The sequence below is a fragment of the Streptomyces sp. NPDC051207 genome (genome assembly GCF_040682395.1).
Classification (GTDB): domain Bacteria; phylum Actinomycetota; class Actinomycetes; order Streptomycetales; family Streptomycetaceae; genus Streptomyces.
Genome location: NZ_JBFBAX010000011.1, coordinates 1 through 20,263, shown reverse-complemented (window position 1 = coordinate 20,263; position 20,263 = coordinate 1). Strand labels below are relative to the sequence as shown.

The following is a 20,263-nucleotide window of genomic DNA, read 5'->3' as shown; positions in this document are numbered from 1 at the left end:
ATCGGCGTCACTTCGGCCGGGAACTGCCCGACTTCACCTGGGAGCGCACCGACCGCGCTGAGGCCCTGAGAGCGGCCGCGGAGAGCTGGGCCCGGCACCTGGGATCGGAGATCCTGTCTCCCCTCCCGTATTAGAGGCGTTTCTCGCGCACTGTCAACAATGGAGCCTGCTCTCGTGCAAGTTGCCCGAAGGAAATCCGCGCCCATGCGGTCACGTGCTCCGGTGACGTCACCGGCCGCAGCGGCACCCAGTGGCACCGGTCACGGCATGGTGTGCATCGGGTTGGCCGGCTCATGACGCCGCCGCTCCAGTCGTCCGGCCGATCGGCATCCGACTCGCAGTGGCCGAAGGAGACGATGCCGTGTGAGCCGACGGCCCAAGACCGTGAGGCGTGTCTACGGCTGTTGACCACGACCCGGTCGGTGCGCCGCCGTCTGGACACTTCACGGCCCGTCGACCTCGACACCGTGCGCACCGCGCTGAAGGTGGCACTGCAAGCACCCAACGGCTCGAACGATCAGCCATGGCACTGGATCGTGATCACCGATCAGGACACGCGAAGCGCTCTCGCGACCGTGTACCGCGACGCTGCTCGGCCATATCTGGCGTCGATGCATGAGCGCGTGGAACGCGGGATGTCTCGGTCGGTGTGTATGAGGAACACGCTGGTCACGTGCTTCGTGCCGTGCGGGCGGCCACCGCAAGCCGCAGCGTGCGCTTTCTCTACGGGGGCGCGGTCCTGCCCGGCACCTACACCCGCATGCGGCAAGCCGCCGACTGGAACGGTGTCGCCCTGGGGCGTGCCGCGCAGGACGCCGGAATGCTCGCGGAAACCATCGCGGAACTACTGGACGACGCCGAGAGCCGAGCCCAGCACCAGGTCCGCTGAGACACGGTGCCGATCTCATGTGGGGCTGGAGGGGCTGCTCGTCGGCTGGAGGAGGGCTGGGGTTGTGTCTGCGGTGAACGGCTGGTGACCCGGCCGACGCACCGGCCGGGTAGGAGCGCGGTAACTGTCTGGAAATCTGCACACGGGAAGAGCGGCAGGCATGGCCGCCGTTGTCCGAGGTGGCCGGCCACAGGGCGGGGTGATGGACGAGCAGGGCGTTGAAGGCTTCTTACTGCGGCCGGCCCGGGTGTGGGACGGACGAGCGCCACGACCGGTCGAGAACGTGCACGTGCTGGTGAAAGGTGAGCGTATCCGCGGCGTCGGCCGTGGTATTTCGAGCGCGGGTGCATGTCCTGTCCCTGTGGACTTGCCGGGCTGCACGCTGCTGCCCGGCCTCATCGACTGCCACGTCCATCTGCCGGATGAGGGCGCAGACGAGGACTCCGCCTTGTACCAGGTGCTGACCGCGGTCCCGGCCATGCAAGCAGTGCTGGCCAACGGATTCACCACCGTCCGGGACCTGGGAAGCTCCCATCAGCCACTCAACGTCGCGTTGAGGCGGGCCGTGGCGGACGGCCTGGTGCGCGGGCCGAGAATTCTCGCGGCCCCGAACATGATCTCTCCGCGTGGGGGCCACGCTGACAAAGCGCCACGCCTCGCCGAACGCTACGGTGCGCAGATCGGAACGGTGGCTGACGGAGTGGAGGAGATCCGTCGCCAAGTGCGGGCGCAGGGCCGCTACGGAGCCGACTGGATCAAGTACGCGGGAAGCGGGGGGTTCTCCTCGCCCGCCGACGCCCCGAACTCCGTCGCCTACTCTCAGGAGGAGGTGGACGCGTTGGTGGGTGCCGCACGGGATGTGCGGCTGCCCTGCGCTGTCCACGCCGTCTCCGACGAGGCGGTTGCGCGAGCGGTACGTGCCGGGGTGCGAAGCGTGGAACACGGCTCGCTGGCCACCGAGGGGACGCTGGAGATGATGGCGCGTAGCGGCACTTTTCTCGTGCCCACGCAATACTGCCAAATCGAAGCTCTTAACCGGCTGGAGACGACGGGCTCCCGCACCGGTCTGTGCGGGCAGGCGGATTGTGTGAGTGCCGAAGAGGTCCGAGACGGGCTGCGCCGACAGGGCCGGTCCGAGGTGCGGATCGCGTTTGGCAGCGACGCGGGTATGTTCCCGCACGCCGACAACTGGCAGGAGTTTCCGGCGTTGGTCGCGCATGGGCTGACGCCGTTGAGGGCATTGAGGTCGGCCACCGTCACTGCTGCGGAACTGCTGGGCCTGCCCGAATTGGGCAGTATCACACCCGGTTTCATCGCCGATCTGGTGGCAGTCGACGGTGACCCCTTCACCGACATCGGCTCCATGGGGCTGGTCCGGTTCGTGATGCAGCAGGGAAAAATCGTGCACCACACAAACTAGCCACGCCGCAGACGCGGGCAGGAAGACAGGACGCCCGCCGGTCGGGGCGACGTGCCAAGGAGACGACCCAGGGAGAAGCGATGCATTTTCCGTCAGACGGAGACCTGGAAATCGGCGAAGAAGGCCGCACTCAGGAAGGGCTGCGCTTCGACCAGCAGCTTCTCGACCGATTCATGGCCGAAGGGCTGCGAGCACGCGGGACTGCCCTGGGTTTCCCGGTCAACCTCGATTTTGACCACCGCAGTCTGGCCGGCTTTCTGGGCCTCCATGCGAACAACGTGGGAAGCCCTCAGGACGAGAGCCAGTACCATCTCAACACCAAGCCCCTGGAACGCGCCGTCGTCGCGTTCTTCGCGGACCTCGCGGGCGCCGTTCCCGGAACGACGTTCGGCTACGTTTCCAACGGAGGCACGGAAAGCAACATCTTCGGGGTGTACTTGGGCAGGGAACGCTACCCGGATGCGGTCCTGTACGCCTCCACCCAAGCTCACTACTCCGTGCCCAAAATCGCCCGCCTGCTGCGGATGGACTACGCGCAAGTGGGCGTTCTGCCCGACGCGGCCATGAACCCCGACAGTCTTCGGGCCCGCTGCCGTGAGCACCCCGGAAGGGCCGCGGTGGTCGTCGCCACGATCGGCACCACGGGGCAGGGCGCAGTCGACGATCTCATCGGTGTGCGAGTAGCGCTGCATCAGGCCGGGGTCGACCGCTACCACCTGCACGCAGACGCCGCGTTCGGCGGGCCCCTCGCCGCCCTGGGGCCGCGGCCCCGTGCTTGGGGATTCGCCGACGGGGCCGACAGCATCGCTATCAGCGGTCACAAGATGATCGGCTCTCCGGTGCCCAGCGGGATCGCCCTGGCCCGCGCGGACCTCGTGGCGGACGTCAGGGAGCCCGGTGTGGCCGTAGGCGCGGACGACGACACCATCAGCGGTTCGCGTGACGCTCTGGCACCGGCACTGCTGTGGCGGGAGCTGCGGCGGCTGGGACGTCGCGGGCTGGCGGACCGGGTCATGCACTGTGTGCGCACCGCCGAGTACGCTGCCGAGCGTTTGCGGGCATGCGGCCGAAATCCGTCGTACGTACCGGACTCCAATACGGTGCTGTTCGATGCGCCGTGCCAAGAACTGTGTGACCGCTGGGCCCTGCTGCACGACGGCGGTCGCGCCCATCTGAACACCATGCCGCATGTCGAACGCAAGCACATCGATGCACTCTGCCGCGACCTGGAGGCGAACTGGTGATCGGCCTCACCCGAGCTGTACGCGGGCACCGGCATCACTCCACTGAACCCCAGCTGACCTGCGCCGCGACAAAGGGGACACTTCACAGAGGCGGCCCTGTCGCTCGCTGACGCACCATCGCGCTCAATGCTGACCGGGGTGTGCCGGAGGTGCTGGCTGCAGCAAACCTCAACACCCGGACTAGTGCTGTGACCGGGAAGGTTCGCCGGAGTGCTGGCTGAGCCGGTTGGATGTAAGGCCACATCCGGTCTGGCAGATGGAGGCCCGGTGGCAGAGCCCGTCCGAGTACGCAGACTGACCGATCCAGAGGGGCGGCAGCTGCAGTGGATCGTGAGGCGGGGCAGTGCCAGTACGGTGCGCTACCGGGGGCGATGATGCTCCTGGCCTCAGCTGGCGGGAACCGCGTGCCGGTCATCGCCCAGCTCGTCCAGGCGGACGAGGACACTGTTCGCGACGTGATCCACCCATTCAACGAGATCGGGCTCGGCTGCCTGGACCCTCGGTGGGCGGGAGGCCGCCCCCGCCTGCCCAGCGATGACGACGAGGACTTCGTCATCCAGACGGCCACCACCCGCCCCACCAAGTTCGGCAATCCCTTCACGCGCTGGTCGATCAGCAAACTCGCCGACCACATGTGGCGCAACGTCGCCCGCCCGATACAGATCGGCCGCGAGGTCCTGCGCTGTCCGCCGGCCCGCCGCAAGATCACCTTTCAGCGCACGAAGACATGGAAGGATTACACCGACCCCGACCGCGACGCCAACTCGACCGGACCGAGCACGTCTTGGCCCATTTCCCCGACCGGGTCTTCGCCTTCGACGAGTTCGGACCGCTGGGTATCCGGCCGACCGGCGGGTGCTGCTGGGCCGAGCAGGGAAGGCCCAACCGTCAACCGGCGACCTACCACCGCACCCACGGAGTCACCTGCTTCCACGGCTGCTACTCGGGCGGCGACGACACCCTGTGGGGCGACAACCGCCGCCACAGGGGCGCGGCCTCATCCTTGGCTGCGCTGAAAACGATCCGGACCGCGCGTCCGGACGGCGCCCCGGTCTACGTGATCCTGGACAACCTCTCCGCTCACAAGGGCAGCAAGATCCGCCAAATGGGCTCGGAAGAACAAGGTCGAGCTGTGCTTCACCCCGACCAACGCCTCCTGGGCCAACCCGATCGAGGCGCACTTCGGCCCGCTGCGGCAGTTCACCCTGGCCGACTCCAACCATCCGAACCACACTGTCCAGACCCGTGCACCGCACGCCTGCGTGCGCTGGCGCAACGCCAGAACCCCGCCCTCCCGACGTGCTGGCCGCCCAGCGCAAGGAACGTGCCCGCATCGGCGGCGAGAAAGGCATCCGCCGGGACGGACGCCCCCTCCTCAACGCCTCATGACAGGACGGGCCGCGAGCAGGCTCAACCGACAGGGACTCTCTCCTTGAGGAAGCCGATCAGCAGACCGGTAACGGCCGATGGCCGCTCCAGGCCGGGAAGGTGACCTGCCCATGGCAGTTCGACGTGGCCGGCGTTCGCGAGCAGATACGGCAGTCGGGCAGCGATCTGTCGGAAGTCCGCCAGATCGTGCGCGCCCGACAGGACACGGCAGGGCGCAAGGATTGCCGCTAGCCGGCGTCAATCAAGGCCGGCCACTGGGCATCCCACATCCGCCGGTCACACACCCCGGAATGCAACAGCACCAGCACCGGACCGTCTCCGGCCACATCATGAGCGAGCGTCATCCGGCAGACCCTACGCAGCGGCTGCTCGAAACACCTCCCGATCAGCACCGCCACTTCCCCACCCATCAGCCCGGCGAACCATGCCGGTCACAGCACTAGCCGGCGGGTGGCACGGCACTGTTCGGCAGCGCTCTTCCCCTGAGGTGACGGGCGGGACCGCCTCTCACGATCGTTCATCCTGTGCCGTTGTCATATGCGCCCCTAATGCGCCGGGGGTTGTGCTGCGAGCGCCCACTCTTTGCGTGCCTGTCGGACGAGCCAGGCAGCTGCGACCGGTGAAGGATGATCACTGAGGGGCAAGCCCGGATGAATCGGGCCTCCGCCCGGCAGGGTCTTCCTGCTCTGGCGGTGCCAGCCCCCCCCGTGAGTGTCCTTTCCCATGGGACTCTTCTGTCGAACGAGGTAAGCGCCATGTCTGAGCAGCAGCATCCGCAACGTGTGAAGAAGGTCCTGGTCGTAGGGGCCGGAGTCAGCGGCCTCACCACCGCCCTGGAACTGGCCCGGGTCCAAGATGACGGCGAGCCGCGGTACGACGTCCAGGTCATCGCCGAGCGGCCCGCCGACAAGACCGTGTCCGTGATTGCTGGCGCCCTGTGGGAGTTTCCCCCCGCGGTATGCGGCCAGCACGGCAACCAGTTGTCGATCATGCGGTCCAAGAACTGGTCGGTGGAGTCGTACAAGCAGTTCCGCAAGCTCGCCCCGGAGGCCGGTGTCCATATGGTCACAGCCAACTCCTACTTCGGCATCAAGATCGAGGACGACTGGCTCGAGCGCACGAAGATGGAGGAGCTGCAGAAGCTTTCCAATGAAGAGAAGATCGACGGCTTCCGCCGCCTGACCCAGGACGAGCTCAAGCAGGTTCCCTCGTCCTTCAGGGTGAAGGACGGCTATCAGCTCCGGGTGCCGGCCATCGACACCCCCCTCTACACGCGCTGGCTGCGCCACGAGCTCGACAAGTACGACAACGTCAAAGTGCAGTACGGCAAGCGGATCACTGATCGGTTGGCGCCGCAGAGCGCGAAGATCCGCAAGGACTTCGGTGTGGACGCCATCGTCAACTGCACCGGCATGGGGGCCGCGGAGCTGGCCGGCGCCTCCATGGTTCCCCTGCGCGGTGCCCTCGTGAGGGTGCCGATGTCCCGCTGGGAGAATGGCAAGCAGCCCAAGACCGCTTACGCCATCTCCAAGACTGCGCACCAGCAGGACATGGTCTTCATCGTCCCGCGCCAGACCCACCTGATCCTGGGCGGCCTGGTGGAGCCCAGTGAGTACGACACGCACATCGGCAAGGAGTACGGTCCGGTCAAGGAGATGTTCGACCGCTGCAAGCGGTTCGCGCCCGAGCTGCTCAAGGAAATCGAACTGGCCGACGCGGACGTGGACGTGATCGCCGGTCTGCGTCCGTACCGTGTGGAGAACGTCTGCGTCGAGAAGGAGTACGGCTTCAACATCGTCCACAACTACGGTCACGGGGGCAGTGGCTTCAGCCTCTCCTACGGTTGCGCCCGCGAGGTCATCGGCCTGCTAGAGAGCATGGAGGGCGCCTCCTTCAGGGCGGTCGACCTGCGTCCTGCTGCAGTGGACCAGCATGCCGACGCCTACGCCGACCTGCGGATGCCCACCTTCACCACGGTTCAGCTCGACGGGCAGGAAATCTCCGTGGAACAGCCCGTATACGGCTGATTGGCACCGCTGAAGGGCGCCAATCCGGGGCCTGCCGTGAAGCTCGGGGCGGGCGGCCAGCCTGAGGGCCGCCCGCGCAGAGATCTTGGGCACCTGCGGCGCACCGATTTCCGACGCCGCTCTCCGTGGCCTGGGGCTGCGGCCGGCCGCATAGGCGAGGTCGCGGAAGGAGGGGTGTTCTCGCCGTTGAGCTCGGCCTCGGAGAAGAACTGGATCCAGTCGGGCTCCGGCTCGCCCTCGAGCCCGGCATCGCCGAAAGGTGTCCTCGGACATCCGGACGGCCCGCTTGCACTTGCTGGGCTGGCCCATGTTCCGGTGCCCACAAGGGGGCAGCCGCGTCGGATCGAGTGCTGTGCAGCGCGCAGGAACAGTGCGACGTAGAAGGCTGTGTCCGGGTCCTTGGTCCACGCTCCTGTGTGAGTTGTGGGTACCTGAGGAACGCCGACCACCATGAATTCGTAGTCGGCAGAATCGAGGGGCTACCAGATCTCCTGATCGAGCCAGAAGGGCACGAGCACGGCCCAGCCGCAGAGGGCCTCCGATTCCTCCCGTTTTCCTTCCGTTACAGATGCGTCTGACACAAGGCGAGGAACCCGTTCATATCGGGGGTCAGCCTTTCCTCGAAGGCTTGCTCTGAACCAGGTGCAAAGTCCGTCTCTGCGGGGACGTCCTCGTAGGGTGGCAGGCTCCGCCCTGTGAGTTCAGTATTGAGCGCCGAGGCCAACTTCGCCCACCCGTCCTCCTCGTCGCCGAACCATTCCTCCGCGCCGACGCTCACCAGACAAACACCCATGCCGTGAAGCTATCGCGCGCATCTGACGCCGATCAGAGAGTCAACAGGACTCGCTTGCGGAGCAGTGTGAAGCCGGCCCGGCCGAACATCTCGCACGTGAGCATCTTGATCCGCTTGGCATGTCCCCTGACGGACGGCGCCGAGCCACTGCGGGAGCCGTTCGCCCTGGCACTCGGTGAGTATCTGGGCCCAGGGGAACGATCTTTTGCCAGAGCTTCCAGGCCTTGGTGCAGCCCTCGTCCCAGCGTTCGTCCAGGTCGGGCTGTACTCGTCGAGGACGGAGGTCCTGGTGTGCTGCCTGGCCGCGGAAGAGGTCTTCCGGCTCCGCAGCGCCGGCGGAACTCTTGACGGCGCGGTAGGTCATGTTCGGATGGCGTCCGATGGAACGGCGGCTGTGGCCACCTTCCAGCACTTCGTGGACCGTGGCGTGCCTGGCGTGGACGCGGTTGGCGAATCGCTTGCTCCGCCATGGCGAGTCCGTCTTTTCCTCGGCCGGCGCCGATGGTTCGGCCTCCCCTCGTGCGGTCAGGGACCAGGACGCGAAGGCACTGGCGGTGTCGGGGGCAGCCCGCTCTGCGGTCTCCCCGACGTTGTGCCGGCCCAGCCATGCGGACCGGTGACTTGCCGCCACCCGAGTGCGGGAGCGGGGTGGTTGCTATTCCCCCTGCCGGGCATTCCAAGGGGAAGCCCCTGACACCCGCGGCGACCCGTACGCCAGGAGTTGGCCCGTACGCGAAGCGGAGGGTCCCCGGCGCACCCGACCCGCGCCAGCCGCCGTGCTCCAGCTCCAGAGCACGCAACGCCTGAGCCGAGTATGCGCCGCGAAGCATCCGCATGGAATACCTTTCTAGAACCAGCCTCTAGCTGGTCACACCCCCAGAACCCTCGGCGCATCGGATCACCGATATCTCGCGTGGCGCGAATTCTCCCTTGACTTCGTCGCGACAACGCGGTCACGCTCGACCCGGGTGTTCGCTGTGGCTGATGAATCTCGCTGACCGGCAAGAACGGCCACATCGCATTTTTCGGCTCACCTACGGGGGTTGTTGTGCCGAGCTTATCCGACGCTGCCCAAGCAGCGATTCAATTCATCGGTAACCAGCGCATCCTCTTCTCCTCACCAGAGCTTTCCCTGCTCGGAGTCGAGCAGGTGGCAGACCACGCCGTCCGCCCGGGTCAGGACATTGCCGACCTCTTACGGGACGGGGACGGGGTCGGTTTCATCGCATTCCCCTTCCGGCGCGGCGAACCCGTCCGGCTCGCCGTCCCGGAACGCACTCTGCGCCTGGCGCCAGGCTGCGACCACCGTGCGCTCCTCGGTTCCCTCGGGCCTCCGCCGCAGATCAATCGGGCAGCGCGATCCTATTCGTTACGGCCGGTCGAGCAGCCCGAGGAGTGGTGCGGGAACGTCGCCGACGTGGCCGGTGCCGTACGGCGGGGAGAGCTGCGCAAGGCGGTGATCGCCCGGCGGGTGGTCGTCATGAGCGACACCGTCATCCAGCCGACGCAGGTCCTCGGCCGACTGGCGCAGACCTTCCCCGGCGCCTATCTCTTCTCCGCGTTCGGCCTGGTCGGAGCCAGCCCGGAGCTGCTGCTCTCCAAGCAGGGGCGGTACGTGGAGTCGAAGGCCCTGGCCGGCACCGTCCGCCGCGGCGGTGACGACGCCTCGGACCGCGAGCTCGCCCGCTGGCTCGTGGAGTCCCCCAAGAACCAGCAGGAACACCGCATTCTGCGCGACATGGTGCTCGAAACGCTCGCACCCCACGCGGTCAGCGTACACGTGGAGAAGGAACCGCAGATCCTCAAACTCGCCAATGTGCAGCACCTCATGACCCATCTGACGGTCGAACTCAAACCGGATCACCCGCCTTTTCTGGAATTGGCGGACTCCCTGCATCCGACACCGGCCGTCTGCGGCTGGCCGCGTGACGCCGCCTACGAAGTGATCGACCGGGTCGAGGACTGGGACCGCGGCCTCTACGGCGGGACTCTGGGGTGGGTGGATGCACAGGACAACGGCTGTTTGTGCGTGACGATTCGGTGCGCCGAACTGGACGGGGCGATCGCGACCGTCTTCGCCGGCAGCGGAATCGTGGCCGACTCGGATCCCGCCGAAGAGCTCGCGGAGACCCGCGCGAAATTCGACGCCCTTCTGCCCGCTCTCATCGCGCCCTGACCGGAGGAGCGAATCATGGCATCGACCGCTGCCGAATTCTCCGGTGTACGCGCGCCGGACATCCCGTTCCCGGCCGACAGGCGCACCCCGCTGGACTGGTCCGTCGCCCCCGTCACCACGCCCTCTCAGGGCGGCCCCACCCTGCTGGAGCAGCCCGTGCGGGCCGCTGCCGCAACGGGGCGTCTGCGGCTGTTCGTCGCCTGCGACCTGCGGGGAGCCGTGCGCCTGCACGCGCACTCCGCGAAGACGCACCAGCCGCTCACGACGTACGACATCCGCTACCCCGACTGCCATCAGCCCTACGACGCGCCCCTGGACCGGGACGCGACGCGGCTCGCCCTCGCCGAGGGTGTGGCGCTCAGCCTGTCCGAACCACCGCCTGCCGACAGCGACTTCGCCGGTGGACCTCCGACACTGTGGATCTTCGCGGGCCCGAAGGCGCCCCCGGTGCGCCGTCCCATGCTGCTCCTCGACGACCTCGACAGCCTCGACGGCGCCACGCCGGCCCCGGCCACGGACGCGGCAGACCGCGTGACCGCGCTGCACCGCACCCTCACCGGGATCGGCAGCCTGCAGCCGTTCGGCTGGATGGAGGGGTGCGTGCTCGATGCGCTGTACGACCTGACCGTCACGTTTCCCGGTGACGGCCGCGCGCGCACCGCACTCGCGGACCATCTGGCCGTCTACTTCCCCGACGGCACCCTGCGGTACGAGGATCCGCGCGGGCGCCCGGCCGACAACCGCCTCTACGGCATCGAGGCCACACTCCCGTACGCGGTCCTCGCCAAGCTCGATCCCCTCGATCCGGCCCTGGCCCGGGCCGTCGAGGCCTGGCGGGTCCGGGCCGACGACGAGGGCTGCGTCAAGGACGCACCGACGACCGCCGAAGGTTCGTACACCGTCGCCTACCCCATGGCGGCGATAGCGGGAACGGCCGATCCCTCCCTGCGTGAGTCGGCCCTGCGACAACTGCGGCTGCGCCGAGCCAGGTTGTGCACGCAGGACGATCTCCATCTGCGTCTGCTCCCGGACGGCACCCACCTGTACCGCAACTGGGCCCGCGCCTACGCGTGGTACCTGCTGGGCCTGGTGCGGACGCTGACGGAGCTCGGCGAGGCGGCGGACACCGCCGGGCTGTGGGACGAGGCCCGGCGGGTCGCTGCCCTGGCCTTGGCCCACCGCAATGCCGCGGGCATCTGGGACTGTTACCTCGGCGAGCCGGAGACCGGTGCCGAGACCTGCGGATCCGCGGGTATCGCCGCGGCCCTGGCTCTGGGCACCGAGCAGGGCCAGTTCGAGGCCGGCCGCGAGGGCGCGGCGGCGCTGCGGGCGTGGGACGTGCTGGCCGAGGCCCATCTCACCGAGGACGGCTGGCTGTCGGGCGGTTCACCGTCGAACAAGGGCGGCGAGGAATTGCAGCGCAGCGGCTACCGCATGCTCTCCGGGGTCGGCAACGGCCTGATGGGGCAGCTCGGCGCCGCACTGGTGCGGCTCGGCACGGTAAAGGACTGGACGCGGCCATGAAGACTCCCCAGACCGCTTCCGAGGACCGCGCGCGGCCCCGTGGGAACGCCACCGAGCAGTCGGCCGACAGTGCGAGCGCGCCCCACTCGGGGGCGGACGCCGGACGCGTCCAGGCCACCTTCACCGCCACCCTGGTCGACGAGTGGGCACGGTTCGGGGTCACCGACGCGGTGGTTTCCCCCGGTTCCCGTTCGACGCCGCTCGCGCTGGCCCTCGCCGCCGACGGCAGGCTGCGGCTGCACATCCGGCTCGACGAGCGCTCGGCGGGGTTTTTCGCCCTGGGCATCGCCCGCCGCACCGGGCGGGTGACGCTGGTCCTGACGACCAGCGGCACGGCGGCCGCAGAGCTGCACCCCGCCGTCGCCGAGGCCGACCTCGGCGGCGTAGCGCTGCTGGTGTGCACGGCCGACCGGCCGCCGGAGCTCCAGCAGGTGGCGGCTCCGCAGACGATGCGGCAGCCGGGCCTGTACGGATCCGCCGTACGCTGGGCGGCCGAGGTCGGGGTGCCCGAGCCGGACCAGGGGGTGTTCTGGCGGTCGCTGGCCGCCAGGGCGGCCGCCGAAGCCGCGTACGGTCCCTCGGGGCCCGGACCGGTCCATCTCAACCTCGCGTTCCGCGATCCCCTCGTCGCGGAGCCGGGGCCGCTCCCGCCTGCCCGGGCCGCCGGGCCGTGGCACCGTGTCGTACGCGGTGTGCGTGCCCCCTCCCCGGAGGCCGTCCGCGATCTGGCAGGGCGGGCCGGTCAGCGCGGTGTCATCGTCGCGGGCAGCGGCGCGGGCGACCCGGAGGCGGTCCGGGCGCTGGCGGACGCGCTCGGCTGGCCGGTGCTCGCCGACCCGCGTTCGGGCGCCCGTACACCCCACTCCACCACCGTGGCCGCGGCCGACGCGATCCTGCGTGCTCCCGCCGCCCGCGACCGGCTGCGTCCGGGGGCCGTGCTCCACCTGGGTGAGCGCTGGGCCTCGCGCGTCATGGCCGAGTGGCTCGCCCAGCCGGCCATCGAGCATCTGGCCGTCGACCCCGACTGGCGGTGGCGGGACCCGCAGCGCAGGGCTGACACGGTGTTGTGCGCCGACCCGACCGCGCTCTGCCGCGCCGCCGCCGAGGCCGTGCCGCACCCCGTCCCGTCCGGCTGGCGCGATGCCTGGGCCGACGCCGAGGCCGCCGCGCAGCAAGCCATGGACGCCGTACTCAACAGCTACAGCGACTGGACCGAGCCACGCCTGGCGCGCCAACTGTGGTCGGTCCTGCCGCCGGGCACGGCCCTCGTCGTCGGATCGTCGATGCCGATCCGCCATCTGGAGTGGTTCACCGCGCCTCGGCACCGGCCACCGACCGTCCTGTCCAACCGAGGGGTCAACGGCATCGACGGCGTCGTCTCCAGCGCGCTCGGCGCGGCGGCGGCATCCGCTGACCCCGTGGTCGCACTGATCGGGGACCTCACCTTCCTGCATGATGCCGGTGCCCTGCTCGGCGCGGCGAACGCCGGGCTCAGCTGCACGTTCGTCGTGGTCGACAACAACGGCGGCGGCATCTTCTCGTTCCTCCCACCCGCCCGGCGGCTGCCACCAGCCACCTTCGAGGCGCTCTTCGGCACCCCGCAGTCCGCCGACATACCCGCCATCGCGGCCGCGTACGGCGTCACGGTCCGCTCCGCCGGCGACCACCGTCATCTCGATGCCGTCCTGGCCGAACTCGTCGGAAAACAAGGGGTGTCAGTGATCCATGTCCGCACCGACCGCGAGGCGAACGTCACCGTGCACGAGCGTGTGCACTCGGCCGTGGCCGAAGCGGTCGACGCCGCCCTCGAACTCGAACGGCTCGGGTGACCGCGTGATCCAGGTCGTCGACGGTTTGGCCCCAGGAGTACGGACCCTCCTGCTCAACCGCCCCGAGTCCCGCAACGCGCTGACGACGTCGATGGCCGAGCTGGTCGCCGACGCCGTGGCGGACGCGGCAGCGGACTCCGGCGTACGCGCCCTGGTCATCGCCACCACAGGAGAGGACTTCGGCGTGGGCGCGGACCGGAACCAGCAACTGGACGCGACGGGGCGGGCGCGCAGGATGCGGGCCTTCTCCCGGCTGCACCAGGCGGTGACCACCGCGCCGAAGCCGGTCGTCGCGGCCGTCGAAGGGCGGTGTGTCGCCGTCGCGGCGGAGCTGGCCGCGGCGTGCGACATCCGGGTCGGCGCCGACGGCAGCTCCTTCCGCTTCCCGGGCGCCGAGATGGGCATCCCCATCGGGGCCGCCCGGCTGGTCGGTGTCGTCGGACCGGCGGCCGCCAGGGACATTCTCCTGACGTCCCGTTGGGTACCGGCCGACGAGGCGTTCCGGATCGGGCTGCTGCAACGCCTGGTACCACGGGGTGAGGCACGGGCGGCCGCCGTCGAGGTGGCCGCGCAGACCGCTCGCGCGGACCCGGTAACGTCCTCCCATCTCAAACGCCAACTACAGGCCCTCGGGGGCGACATGGAGCGTATGGAGGTCGAACGTCGCACGCTGGACGCCTTTTTCGGTCCGGGGGAGGGGGAAGACGAGACATGCGACTGACCGGCATCGCGGGGACCACCGCTCTCATCACCGGCGCGGCCGGCGGCATGGGCTCCGCCGTCGCCTCCTGCCTGGCCACGGCGGGAGCGTCCGTGGTGGTGGCCGACATCGACGACGCGGGTGCCAGCGCAGTGGCACGGTCGCTGCGCGACCAGGGTGCATCGGCGCTCGGGATGCGTCTGGACGTCACCGACTCCGCCGAAGTGGAACGGGTCGTGGAGACGGCCGAGCGTACGGTCGGCCCGATCGGCGTTCTGGTCAACGCGGCGGGAGTGCTGGGCCGGGTCGCCGAGCTCACCGCGCACGACGACGCGGAGTGGGACCGGGTCTTCGCGGTCAACGCCCGCGGCCCGTTCAACTGCATGCGTGCGGTGGGGCGGCGCATGGCCGACCGCCGCGCGGGCCGCATCATCACCATCGGGTCGAACAGCGCCACCATCGTCAAGAACGGCCAGGGGCTGTACGGCGCCTCCAAGGCGGCGGCCCACTACCTCACCAACTGCCTCGGCCTGGAACTCGCCGGGCTCGGAGTGCGCTGCGTCGTCGTGGCGCCGGGCACCACCGAGACCGCGATGTCCCGCGCCAACTGGCATGTCTCCGGTCGCCGTGAGGCACTGCTGCACGGGGAGCCGGACCGCTACCGCGTCGGCATCCCGCGCGGGCGGTTCGCGGATCCGGAGGAGATCGCCTCCGTCGTGGGGTTCCTCGCCTCCGACCAGGCGGCACACCTTACGGTCACCACGGTGACGGTGGACGGGGGTTCGTCCCTCAGACCATGAGTCAGCCTGTCACCCCGACACCTGCCACCCCCACACCCGCCACCCCCACACCTGTCACCCCAACAAGCGGGAGTATCCGCATGCGCGTCGACCGGATCGATCTGTACGTCATCGAGCTGCGCCTCAACCATGTCTTCCAAGCCAGCACCCACGGCGCCGGCACACTGCGCCACGTGGTGGTGCGGGCAAGCGCCGAGGGGCTGGTGGGCTGGGGCGAAGCACCCGCGCCCGTGGACCCGTACTACACGGGCGAGACCACGGACACGGTGTGGTCCGTCATGCACGACTTCCTCGTGCCCGCCGTCCTGGGACGTGCATGGGACACCATCGAGGAGTTCACCGCTCTGTACTCCCGGGTCAAGGCCAACAACTTCGCCCGCAGTGGCATTGAGATGGCCGCCTGGAACCTGCTGGCCGCCGCGACCGGCCGCCCGCTGCCCGACCTTCTCGGCGGCGCCGCCCGCGGTACTGTGGAATCGGGCGTCAGCCTGGGCATGGACCGCGATCTCGGGCGGCTGTGCGACACCGTCCAGCGCCACGTGGACCAAGGCTACCGCCGGGTGAAGCTCAAGATCGGCGCCGGCGCGGACGTGAGCGTGCTGGAGGCGGTACGCGACCGGTTCCCCACCCTGCCGCTCATGGTCGACGCGAACTGCGCCTACACCCTCCAGGACATCCCCCACCTCAAGGAGCTCGACGCCTTCGACCTGATGATGATCGAACAACCCCTCGCCTGGGACGACTTGGCGGAGCACGCCGTCCTGCAACAGAATTTGCGCACACCGCTCTGTCTCGACGAGAGCCTCAACTCCGCCAAGCGGACCCGTCGCGCCCTCGAACTCGGCAGCTGCCGGGTCGTCAACATCAAACCGGCCCGGCTGGGCGGCCTGCTGGAAGCCAAGCTGGCCCACGACGCCTGTCTGGCTGCCGGGACACCGGTCTGGTGCGGTGGCATGCACGACTTCGGGGTCAGCCGCGCGGCCAACATCGCGCTGTCCTCACTGCCCGGCTTCACCCTGCCCGGCGACAACTCCGGCTCGGACAAGTACTTCGACCGGGACATCGTCACCCCCGAGACCCGGGCCAAGGACGGTTTGATCGACGTCCCCGATCAGCCTGTCCCGTATGAGGTCGACATGGCTTTCTTGGCCGCGCACACGCGGAGGCATGCGCGGCTGACGGCAGACGGTTGATCGCGGAAGGGCTGACGGTGATGACGGAGGGGACTGACGTCTGATCACCGAGGGGCTGACAGCTGACCATCGAGGGGACTGACGGCTGAGCGCAGTCAGAGACGGCCGCCGCCGCTCTCGAAGAGTCCGTGGACGGCTCTCCGATCCGGCTTCCCCACGCCCCGCACGGGCAGCTCGGCCAGCACTCGTACAGCCTTCGGCGCGGCCGCGGCCCCGAGCCGGACCCGTACCGCACCTGCCAGTTCACCCTCTGCGCCCGCCCCGAGGGCACCCGGTTCGTCGGGCACGACGGCCGCAGCCACGATCTGCCCCCAGTGGCCGTCGGCCACGCCGACGACGCAGGCATCGCCCACCCCGGGCTGCTCGCGCAGAACCGCTTCCACCACTGACGGGGAAACCTTCACCCCTCCCGTGATGATCACGTCGTCAGCCCTGCCGAGCACGTCCAGATGGCCGTCTGCACGCCACCGGCCGAGGTCGTCCGTACGGAACCAGCCGCCCGAGAAGACCCGTGCCGTCAGCTCCGGCTCGCCCAGATACCCGGAGGCCAAGGTCGGTCCGCCGAGGAGTATCGACCCCCGGCTGTCCCCTTCTGCGGGGCCCTCGGCGTCCACGTGCCGCGGGTCATCGACGACCCGCACGCGTACACCGTCGAGTGGCACCCCGTCGTAGACACACCCTCCGGCGGTCTCACTCATACCGTACGTGGTCACCACCCGCACCCCCGCCGCCCGGGCGCGGTCGATGAGCTCGGGCGGCACGCCGGCGCCCCCCAGCAGAACCGCGTCGAAGGCACACAGGGCGTCGACGGCCGCGCCGCCCGCCCGTAACAGACGTACGAGCTGGGTGGGCACGAGGGCGGTGTACCGGCAGTCGGCCGAGCGGAAATCCTCGGCGCGGAACCCGTCGCGCGAGTCGTGAACGACAGGGGCGCTCCCCGCCAGCAGCGACCTCACCACCACCTGAAGTCCCGCGACATGGTGAGACGGCAATGCCAGCAGCCAACGGCCCGGCCCGCCCAGCCTGGCGTGCGTCGCCTCCGCGGACGCGCGCAGGGCGTCGGCCGACAGCAGCACGCCTTTGGGGTGGCTCGTCGAGCCGGACGTCCCGACGACGGCCGCCGTTCCGTCGGGTACACCGGCGGTGACGTCGAACGACGGCCGCGCGGCGGCGGCCGCCACAGGCAGGACCGCGGGACCACCACTCTCCAACGCGGCACCGACCGCCGCGGCCAAGGCCGTCGTGGACTCCGGCGACCCGTCACAAGGCAGTGTCACCAACATCGTCGCCGCCCCCCGGTCGAGCGCCCGAGGTGCGGCCCCAGGACGCTTTGCGCGCCGTAGATCCTGCCGCCGAGCAGTCTAACGGCCTTATGTGATAGGGGAGTTGCCTAGACCTGAACGGAGCACGCTGTTTCGCCACCCACGCGCATGGCAGGACACCGACGCCATCGCTGAGGGCGGACAGCCGTTCCAGACTGCTGCCCGCGAAGCCCTGATACAGGTTTTGGGGACTCGCCCCCGGTGCCCTTTGGGGGCAGTGGGCCTGGCCGATGGGGCGGACCACCACGGTGTTTGGGCGATCCGGAGATGCTGGTCGTTGGTCGTCTTCGACGCCGGCTACGACGCCCCGCGCATGGCCTACCTCCTGGCCGGCCTGCCGGTTGAGGTGCTCGGGCGGAAGTGCACGGACCGAGTGATGCGCCGCCCCGCACCCACCCGCGAGGAGTTTCACCGCACCCACCCCGATGGCCGGTGCCCGCCCAAGCACGGAGGCGAGTTCCGCTTCGCCAAGCCCGACACCTGCAGCGATCCCGACCAGGCAACCGTGCAGGTCACCGACCGCTACGGCACCGCGAAAGCCATGTCCTTCGACCGCCTCCTCCCGGCTCACCCCCCGCTCGGCGTGGATCGACTACACCGGCGCACTCCCCGTCATCGAAGGCACGCTGATCCGCCTGCAGGTCGACCGCCTGCCTGGCGACACGACCGGCTGCCCCTGTGGCTGTGCTCCTCTCGCACCGGCATGACCGACGATGATGTCGACCTGCGCTGGCAGGCGTTGCTCCGCCGCTTCGACCTGGAACACACCTTCCGCATGATCAAGCAGGCCCTCGGCTGGACCCGCCCCAAGCTCCGCTCGCCGAGGCGTGGACCGCTGGACCTGGCGCGTCATCACCGCCCACACACAGCTGAGGCTCACACCGCCCTCTGCAGACTCGTCAGATCGCGTGTGCCGATCACGTCCGGGGACGCGGCGCCGACCGAGGCGGCAACGTCGACGGTGCGGCCGTCGCCCAGGGTGACCGGCGTGTGCAGCATCCGGACCAACTGGCCCAGGCGCTCCTCCCGGCGATCGGCGGGCAAGTCCAGGACCACAGAGGACTCATCGCCTCCGAGGTGGCCGGCCGATACGCGCGGGCCTGCCCAGGCCGTGAGCCGGGCCTCGATCACCGCGAGGACGGTGTCGCCAGCCACGTGCGCCAGGCCGTGGTTGATCTCCTTGAACCGGTCGGCGTCGACCATGACCACGGTCGCGGTGTCGCCGTGGCGAGCCAGGATCCGGCGGTCGCGGGGCGGTGTAAGCGTCGCGGCGCAGCAGGCCGGTCAGCGGGTCCTTGTGGATCGCGGCGAGCTTGCGGTGCAACGCGACGGCGTGCACGGTCCAGCCGGTCAGCGGCGGTGTCAGGAGGGTGCGCGGGCCAATCCCGCCCTGAACGCGCAGGATGGAGTCCGTTGGGTGGGCCCGGGGCGGTCGACGTGGTTACCAGGCCGATGGCGGCCGTCCCGGGGCAGAGCTACAGCTCGAAGTCGCCGCCGTCGGCGCGTGCCAGCTGTACGGGTCGTTCCAGCGGCCGGCGGTCGCGGCCTTCCAGCCGAGCTCCCAGCCGAGGTGCACACCGCGCGCTTCCCAGCCGTCCGGCAGCTTGCCGGGCATCTCAAGAGCGCGCCGATCGAACTCCGAAACCAGCGGGTTCGAGGACTCTGATCGGTGCTCTCTCCGGAACCCGGTGGAGGAGGGAAAGCCCTGGCCATGGGTGCCACGCGGGTTCGACGTCAGCGCGTGCGACAAGATGGGGCCTCCGATCCGTGGAGGGGGCGTTGGGATGGGGTACGAACTGCAGGCAGTCATCGCCAAAGACGAGGTGCTCCGTGGTGCCTCACGGGACCTGCCTGCCGCTCGGGTGGCCTCTCTCGGCCAAGGTCTGTCGCTGATGCCGATCACGGACCAGCTCTTCGACGCTGCAACGGACGGCGCCGAAGTGCCTGTGGGGTTCTGGCGGCTTCCGGGCGGGTTCGACAAGCGGCTTGCGGACTGGTCAGCCGCCGGATTGGTGGCCTATGTGGAAGCCGAGTACTTCGGCGGTGTCGGCGAGCAACACGCCGCCGTCTGGGCTGACGGGGCCCTCGTACTGGGACCACTCCATGTCCCGGAGGGTCAGCCCTTCGGATCAGCCGGCAGCCCGATCTCACAGGCCCTCCGGAGGCTGGGTGTGGTGGCAGATGCGGCCACGGACGAGTTCGCAGCCGTGGGGCTGCATCGCCATCGGCACAGCGAGGACTGGATTGCTTAGGCGGCGACTTCCGGATTGCTCCAGCAATGGGCAGGAGGCTGGATCCGCTCGAAGAATCTGCCCATGACTGCGAGAACTCGCGGCCGTCTGACCGTGCCAGGCAGCATGTTCACCTGCGCATTTGCGGCAACGCGGTCGCTGCGGGCCTCGTCGAACCTGCTGCAACTCCAGTTGGCAGCGTCGCGTCGCTGCGCGGCACCGCTTCACTCGCGAGGGCGCTTCTTCCTAGGGCTCCGCATCACCAGCTCCAGGCGCTGGGGAGCCGGTCGGGGTGGTGCGGGTAGCCGGAGGCCGGGGCGCTGCGGACGGGGCCGGCCGATCCGGCGGCGCGGGCGGGGGATGAGCACGAGCTGGCCCTCCTGATGTCGGTGGGCAGCAAGCGCCGCGCCCGCCGGCTGTTCGTTGGCGGGCGCGGGCAGGGCGGCCGGTCGGCCTGTCCGGTCCTCGCCCGCCGGGGTCGGGTGGGCGAGGGCCAGGCGGAGCGACCGGGTGAGCGCTTTAGCGGGTGCACGTGTCGGGGGTATTTCCCGCTTCCCGGTACGCGGGCGGCGGAGCCCGTCCGGATCGGGATCCGGACGCTGACCGGCCAGACCGCCGATGGCCGCCGGTAAGAGGCCATTTCAGTTGGTGAGTCTACGGTGGCATATGAGGGTGGCTGAGATGGCAGCGAAGGCGAGGAAGTGCTCGGGCTTGCGCTCGTAGCGG

The 20,263-nt window shown here is 69.4% G+C and carries 13 protein-coding genes and 5 pseudogenes; 14 read left to right on the top strand and 4 right to left on the bottom strand.

What is annotated here, in order from left to right:
* Nucleotides 1-293: 293 nt before the first annotated feature.
* The 6 genes and pseudogenes from AB0M97_RS13605 to AB0M97_RS13580 form a co-directional block, all read left to right on the top strand.
* Nucleotides 294-608, top strand: a pseudogene (locus AB0M97_RS13605) (nitroreductase family protein); the annotation flags it as partial.
* A gap of 65 nt (nucleotides 609-673) precedes the next feature.
* Nucleotides 674-889: a hypothetical protein gene (locus AB0M97_RS13600; RefSeq protein WP_365961132.1), complete on the top strand. Its 216-nt coding sequence runs from the start codon at nucleotides 674-676 to the stop codon at nucleotides 887-889.
* 202 nt (nucleotides 890-1,091) lie between these two features.
* Nucleotides 1,092-2,309, top strand: a complete 1,218-nt coding sequence (locus AB0M97_RS13595) for an amidohydrolase family protein (RefSeq protein ID WP_365961001.1) — start codon at nucleotides 1,092-1,094, stop codon at nucleotides 2,307-2,309.
* An 80-nt stretch (nucleotides 2,310-2,389) separates the two neighbouring features.
* Nucleotides 2,390-3,553: a histidine decarboxylase gene (locus AB0M97_RS13590; RefSeq protein WP_365961000.1), complete on the top strand. Its 1,164-nt coding sequence runs from the start codon at nucleotides 2,390-2,392 to the stop codon at nucleotides 3,551-3,553.
* 267 nt (nucleotides 3,554-3,820) lie between these two features.
* Nucleotides 3,821-4,942, top strand: a pseudogene (locus AB0M97_RS13585) (IS630 family transposase).
* A 755-nt stretch (nucleotides 4,943-5,697) separates the two neighbouring features.
* The gene (locus AB0M97_RS13580; RefSeq protein WP_365960999.1) at nucleotides 5,698-6,969 is read left to right on the top strand and encodes an FAD-dependent oxidoreductase; all 1,272 of its coding nucleotides are present in this window, start codon (nucleotides 5,698-5,700) and stop codon (nucleotides 6,967-6,969) included.
* Nucleotides 6,970-7,101: 132 nt separating this feature from the next.
* On the opposite strand, the pseudogene AB0M97_RS13575 reads toward AB0M97_RS13580, so the two are convergent.
* Nucleotides 7,102-7,281 (bottom strand): annotated as a pseudogene (locus AB0M97_RS13575) (hypothetical protein); the annotation flags it as partial.
* A gap of 1,529 nt (nucleotides 7,282-8,810) precedes the next feature.
* Between AB0M97_RS13575 and AB0M97_RS13570 the strand changes: the two are divergent.
* The 6 genes from AB0M97_RS13570 to menC all read left to right on the top strand — a co-directional run bounded on the left by AB0M97_RS13570 (nucleotide 8,811) and on the right by menC (nucleotide 15,984).
* Nucleotides 8,811-9,938, top strand: coding sequence for an isochorismate synthase (locus AB0M97_RS13570; RefSeq protein WP_365960998.1), 1,128 nt, complete (start codon nucleotides 8,811-8,813; stop codon nucleotides 9,936-9,938).
* Between the two features lie 15 nt (nucleotides 9,939-9,953).
* Nucleotides 9,954-11,462, top strand: coding sequence for a glycoside hydrolase family 88 protein (locus AB0M97_RS13565; RefSeq protein ID WP_365960997.1), 1,509 nt, complete (start codon nucleotides 9,954-9,956; stop codon nucleotides 11,460-11,462).
* Nucleotides 11,459-13,291 (top strand): 2-succinyl-5-enolpyruvyl-6-hydroxy-3-cyclohexene-1-carboxylic-acid synthase, encoded by a 1,833-nt coding sequence (gene menD / locus AB0M97_RS13560; protein ID WP_365960996.1) that lies wholly within the window; start codon nucleotides 11,459-11,461, stop codon nucleotides 13,289-13,291. Before AB0M97_RS13565 ends, menD begins: the two co-directional genes overlap by 4 nt.
* 4 nt (nucleotides 13,292-13,295) lie before the next feature.
* Nucleotides 13,296-14,012 (top strand): enoyl-CoA hydratase/isomerase family protein, encoded by a 717-nt coding sequence (locus tag AB0M97_RS13555; RefSeq protein WP_365960995.1) that lies wholly within the window; start codon nucleotides 13,296-13,298, stop codon nucleotides 14,010-14,012.
* Nucleotides 14,003-14,791: an SDR family oxidoreductase gene (locus tag AB0M97_RS13550; protein ID WP_365960994.1), complete on the top strand. Its 789-nt coding sequence runs from the start codon at nucleotides 14,003-14,005 to the stop codon at nucleotides 14,789-14,791. The genes AB0M97_RS13555 and AB0M97_RS13550 overlap by 10 nt, the downstream gene beginning before the upstream one ends.
* A gap of 80 nt (nucleotides 14,792-14,871) precedes the next feature.
* Nucleotides 14,872-15,984 (top strand): o-succinylbenzoate synthase, encoded by a 1,113-nt coding sequence (gene menC / locus AB0M97_RS13545; protein ID WP_365960993.1) that lies wholly within the window; start codon nucleotides 14,872-14,874, stop codon nucleotides 15,982-15,984.
* A gap of 95 nt (nucleotides 15,985-16,079) precedes the next feature.
* Here menC and menE read toward each other — a convergent pair whose 3' ends face one another.
* Nucleotides 16,080-17,267, bottom strand: a complete 1,188-nt coding sequence (gene menE / locus AB0M97_RS13540) for an o-succinylbenzoate--CoA ligase (RefSeq protein WP_365960992.1) — start codon at nucleotides 17,265-17,267, stop codon at nucleotides 16,080-16,082.
* Nucleotides 17,268-17,583: 316 nt separating this feature from the next.
* Here menE and AB0M97_RS13535 point away from each other — a divergent pair.
* Nucleotides 17,584-18,184 (top strand): annotated as a pseudogene (locus tag AB0M97_RS13535) (transposase); the annotation flags it as partial.
* On the opposite strand, the gene AB0M97_RS13530 reads toward AB0M97_RS13535, so the two are convergent.
* Entirely contained in the window at nucleotides 18,183-18,509 is a 327-nt protein-coding gene (locus AB0M97_RS13530) for a GGDEF domain-containing protein (protein ID WP_365961125.1), read from the bottom strand. The pseudogene AB0M97_RS13535 and the gene AB0M97_RS13530 sit on opposite strands and share 2 nt — an antisense overlap.
* 581 nt (nucleotides 18,510-19,090) lie before the next feature.
* Between AB0M97_RS13530 and AB0M97_RS13525 the strand changes: the two genes are divergently transcribed.
* Nucleotides 19,091-19,558 (top strand): hypothetical protein, encoded by a 468-nt coding sequence (locus tag AB0M97_RS13525; protein WP_365960991.1) that lies wholly within the window; start codon nucleotides 19,091-19,093, stop codon nucleotides 19,556-19,558.
* A 620-nt stretch (nucleotides 19,559-20,178) separates the two neighbouring features.
* Here the strand turns inward: AB0M97_RS13525 and AB0M97_RS13520 are convergent.
* Nucleotides 20,179-20,263 (bottom strand): annotated as a pseudogene (locus AB0M97_RS13520) (IS5/IS1182 family transposase); the annotation flags it as partial.

Bases quoted from the DNA above. Each gene is read 5' to 3' on its own strand.
- AB0M97_RS13595 (WP_365961001.1), top strand. From the start codon at position 1,092: ATGGACGAGCAGGGCGTTGAAGGCTTCTTACTGCGGCCGGCCCGGGTG.
- AB0M97_RS13590 (WP_365961000.1), top strand. From the start codon at position 2,390: ATGCATTTTCCGTCAGACGGAGACCTGGAAATCGGCGAAGAAGGCCGC.
- AB0M97_RS13580 (WP_365960999.1), top strand. From the start codon at position 5,698: ATGTCTGAGCAGCAGCATCCGCAACGTGTGAAGAAGGTCCTGGTCGTA.
- AB0M97_RS13565 (WP_365960997.1), top strand. From the start codon at position 9,954: ATGGCATCGACCGCTGCCGAATTCTCCGGTGTACGCGCGCCGGACATC.
- menD (WP_365960996.1), top strand. From the start codon at position 11,459: ATGAAGACTCCCCAGACCGCTTCCGAGGACCGCGCGCGGCCCCGTGGG.
- AB0M97_RS13550 (WP_365960994.1), top strand. From the start codon at position 14,003: ATGCGACTGACCGGCATCGCGGGGACCACCGCTCTCATCACCGGCGCG.
- menC (WP_365960993.1), top strand. From the start codon at position 14,872: ATGCGCGTCGACCGGATCGATCTGTACGTCATCGAGCTGCGCCTCAAC.
- menE (WP_365960992.1), bottom strand. From the start codon at position 17,267: ATGTTGGTGACACTGCCTTGTGACGGGTCGCCGGAGTCCACGACGGCC.
- AB0M97_RS13530 (WP_365961125.1), bottom strand. From the start codon at position 18,509: ATGGTCGACGCCGACCGGTTCAAGGAGATCAACCACGGCCTGGCGCAC.
- AB0M97_RS13525 (WP_365960991.1), top strand. From the start codon at position 19,091: ATGGGGTACGAACTGCAGGCAGTCATCGCCAAAGACGAGGTGCTCCGT.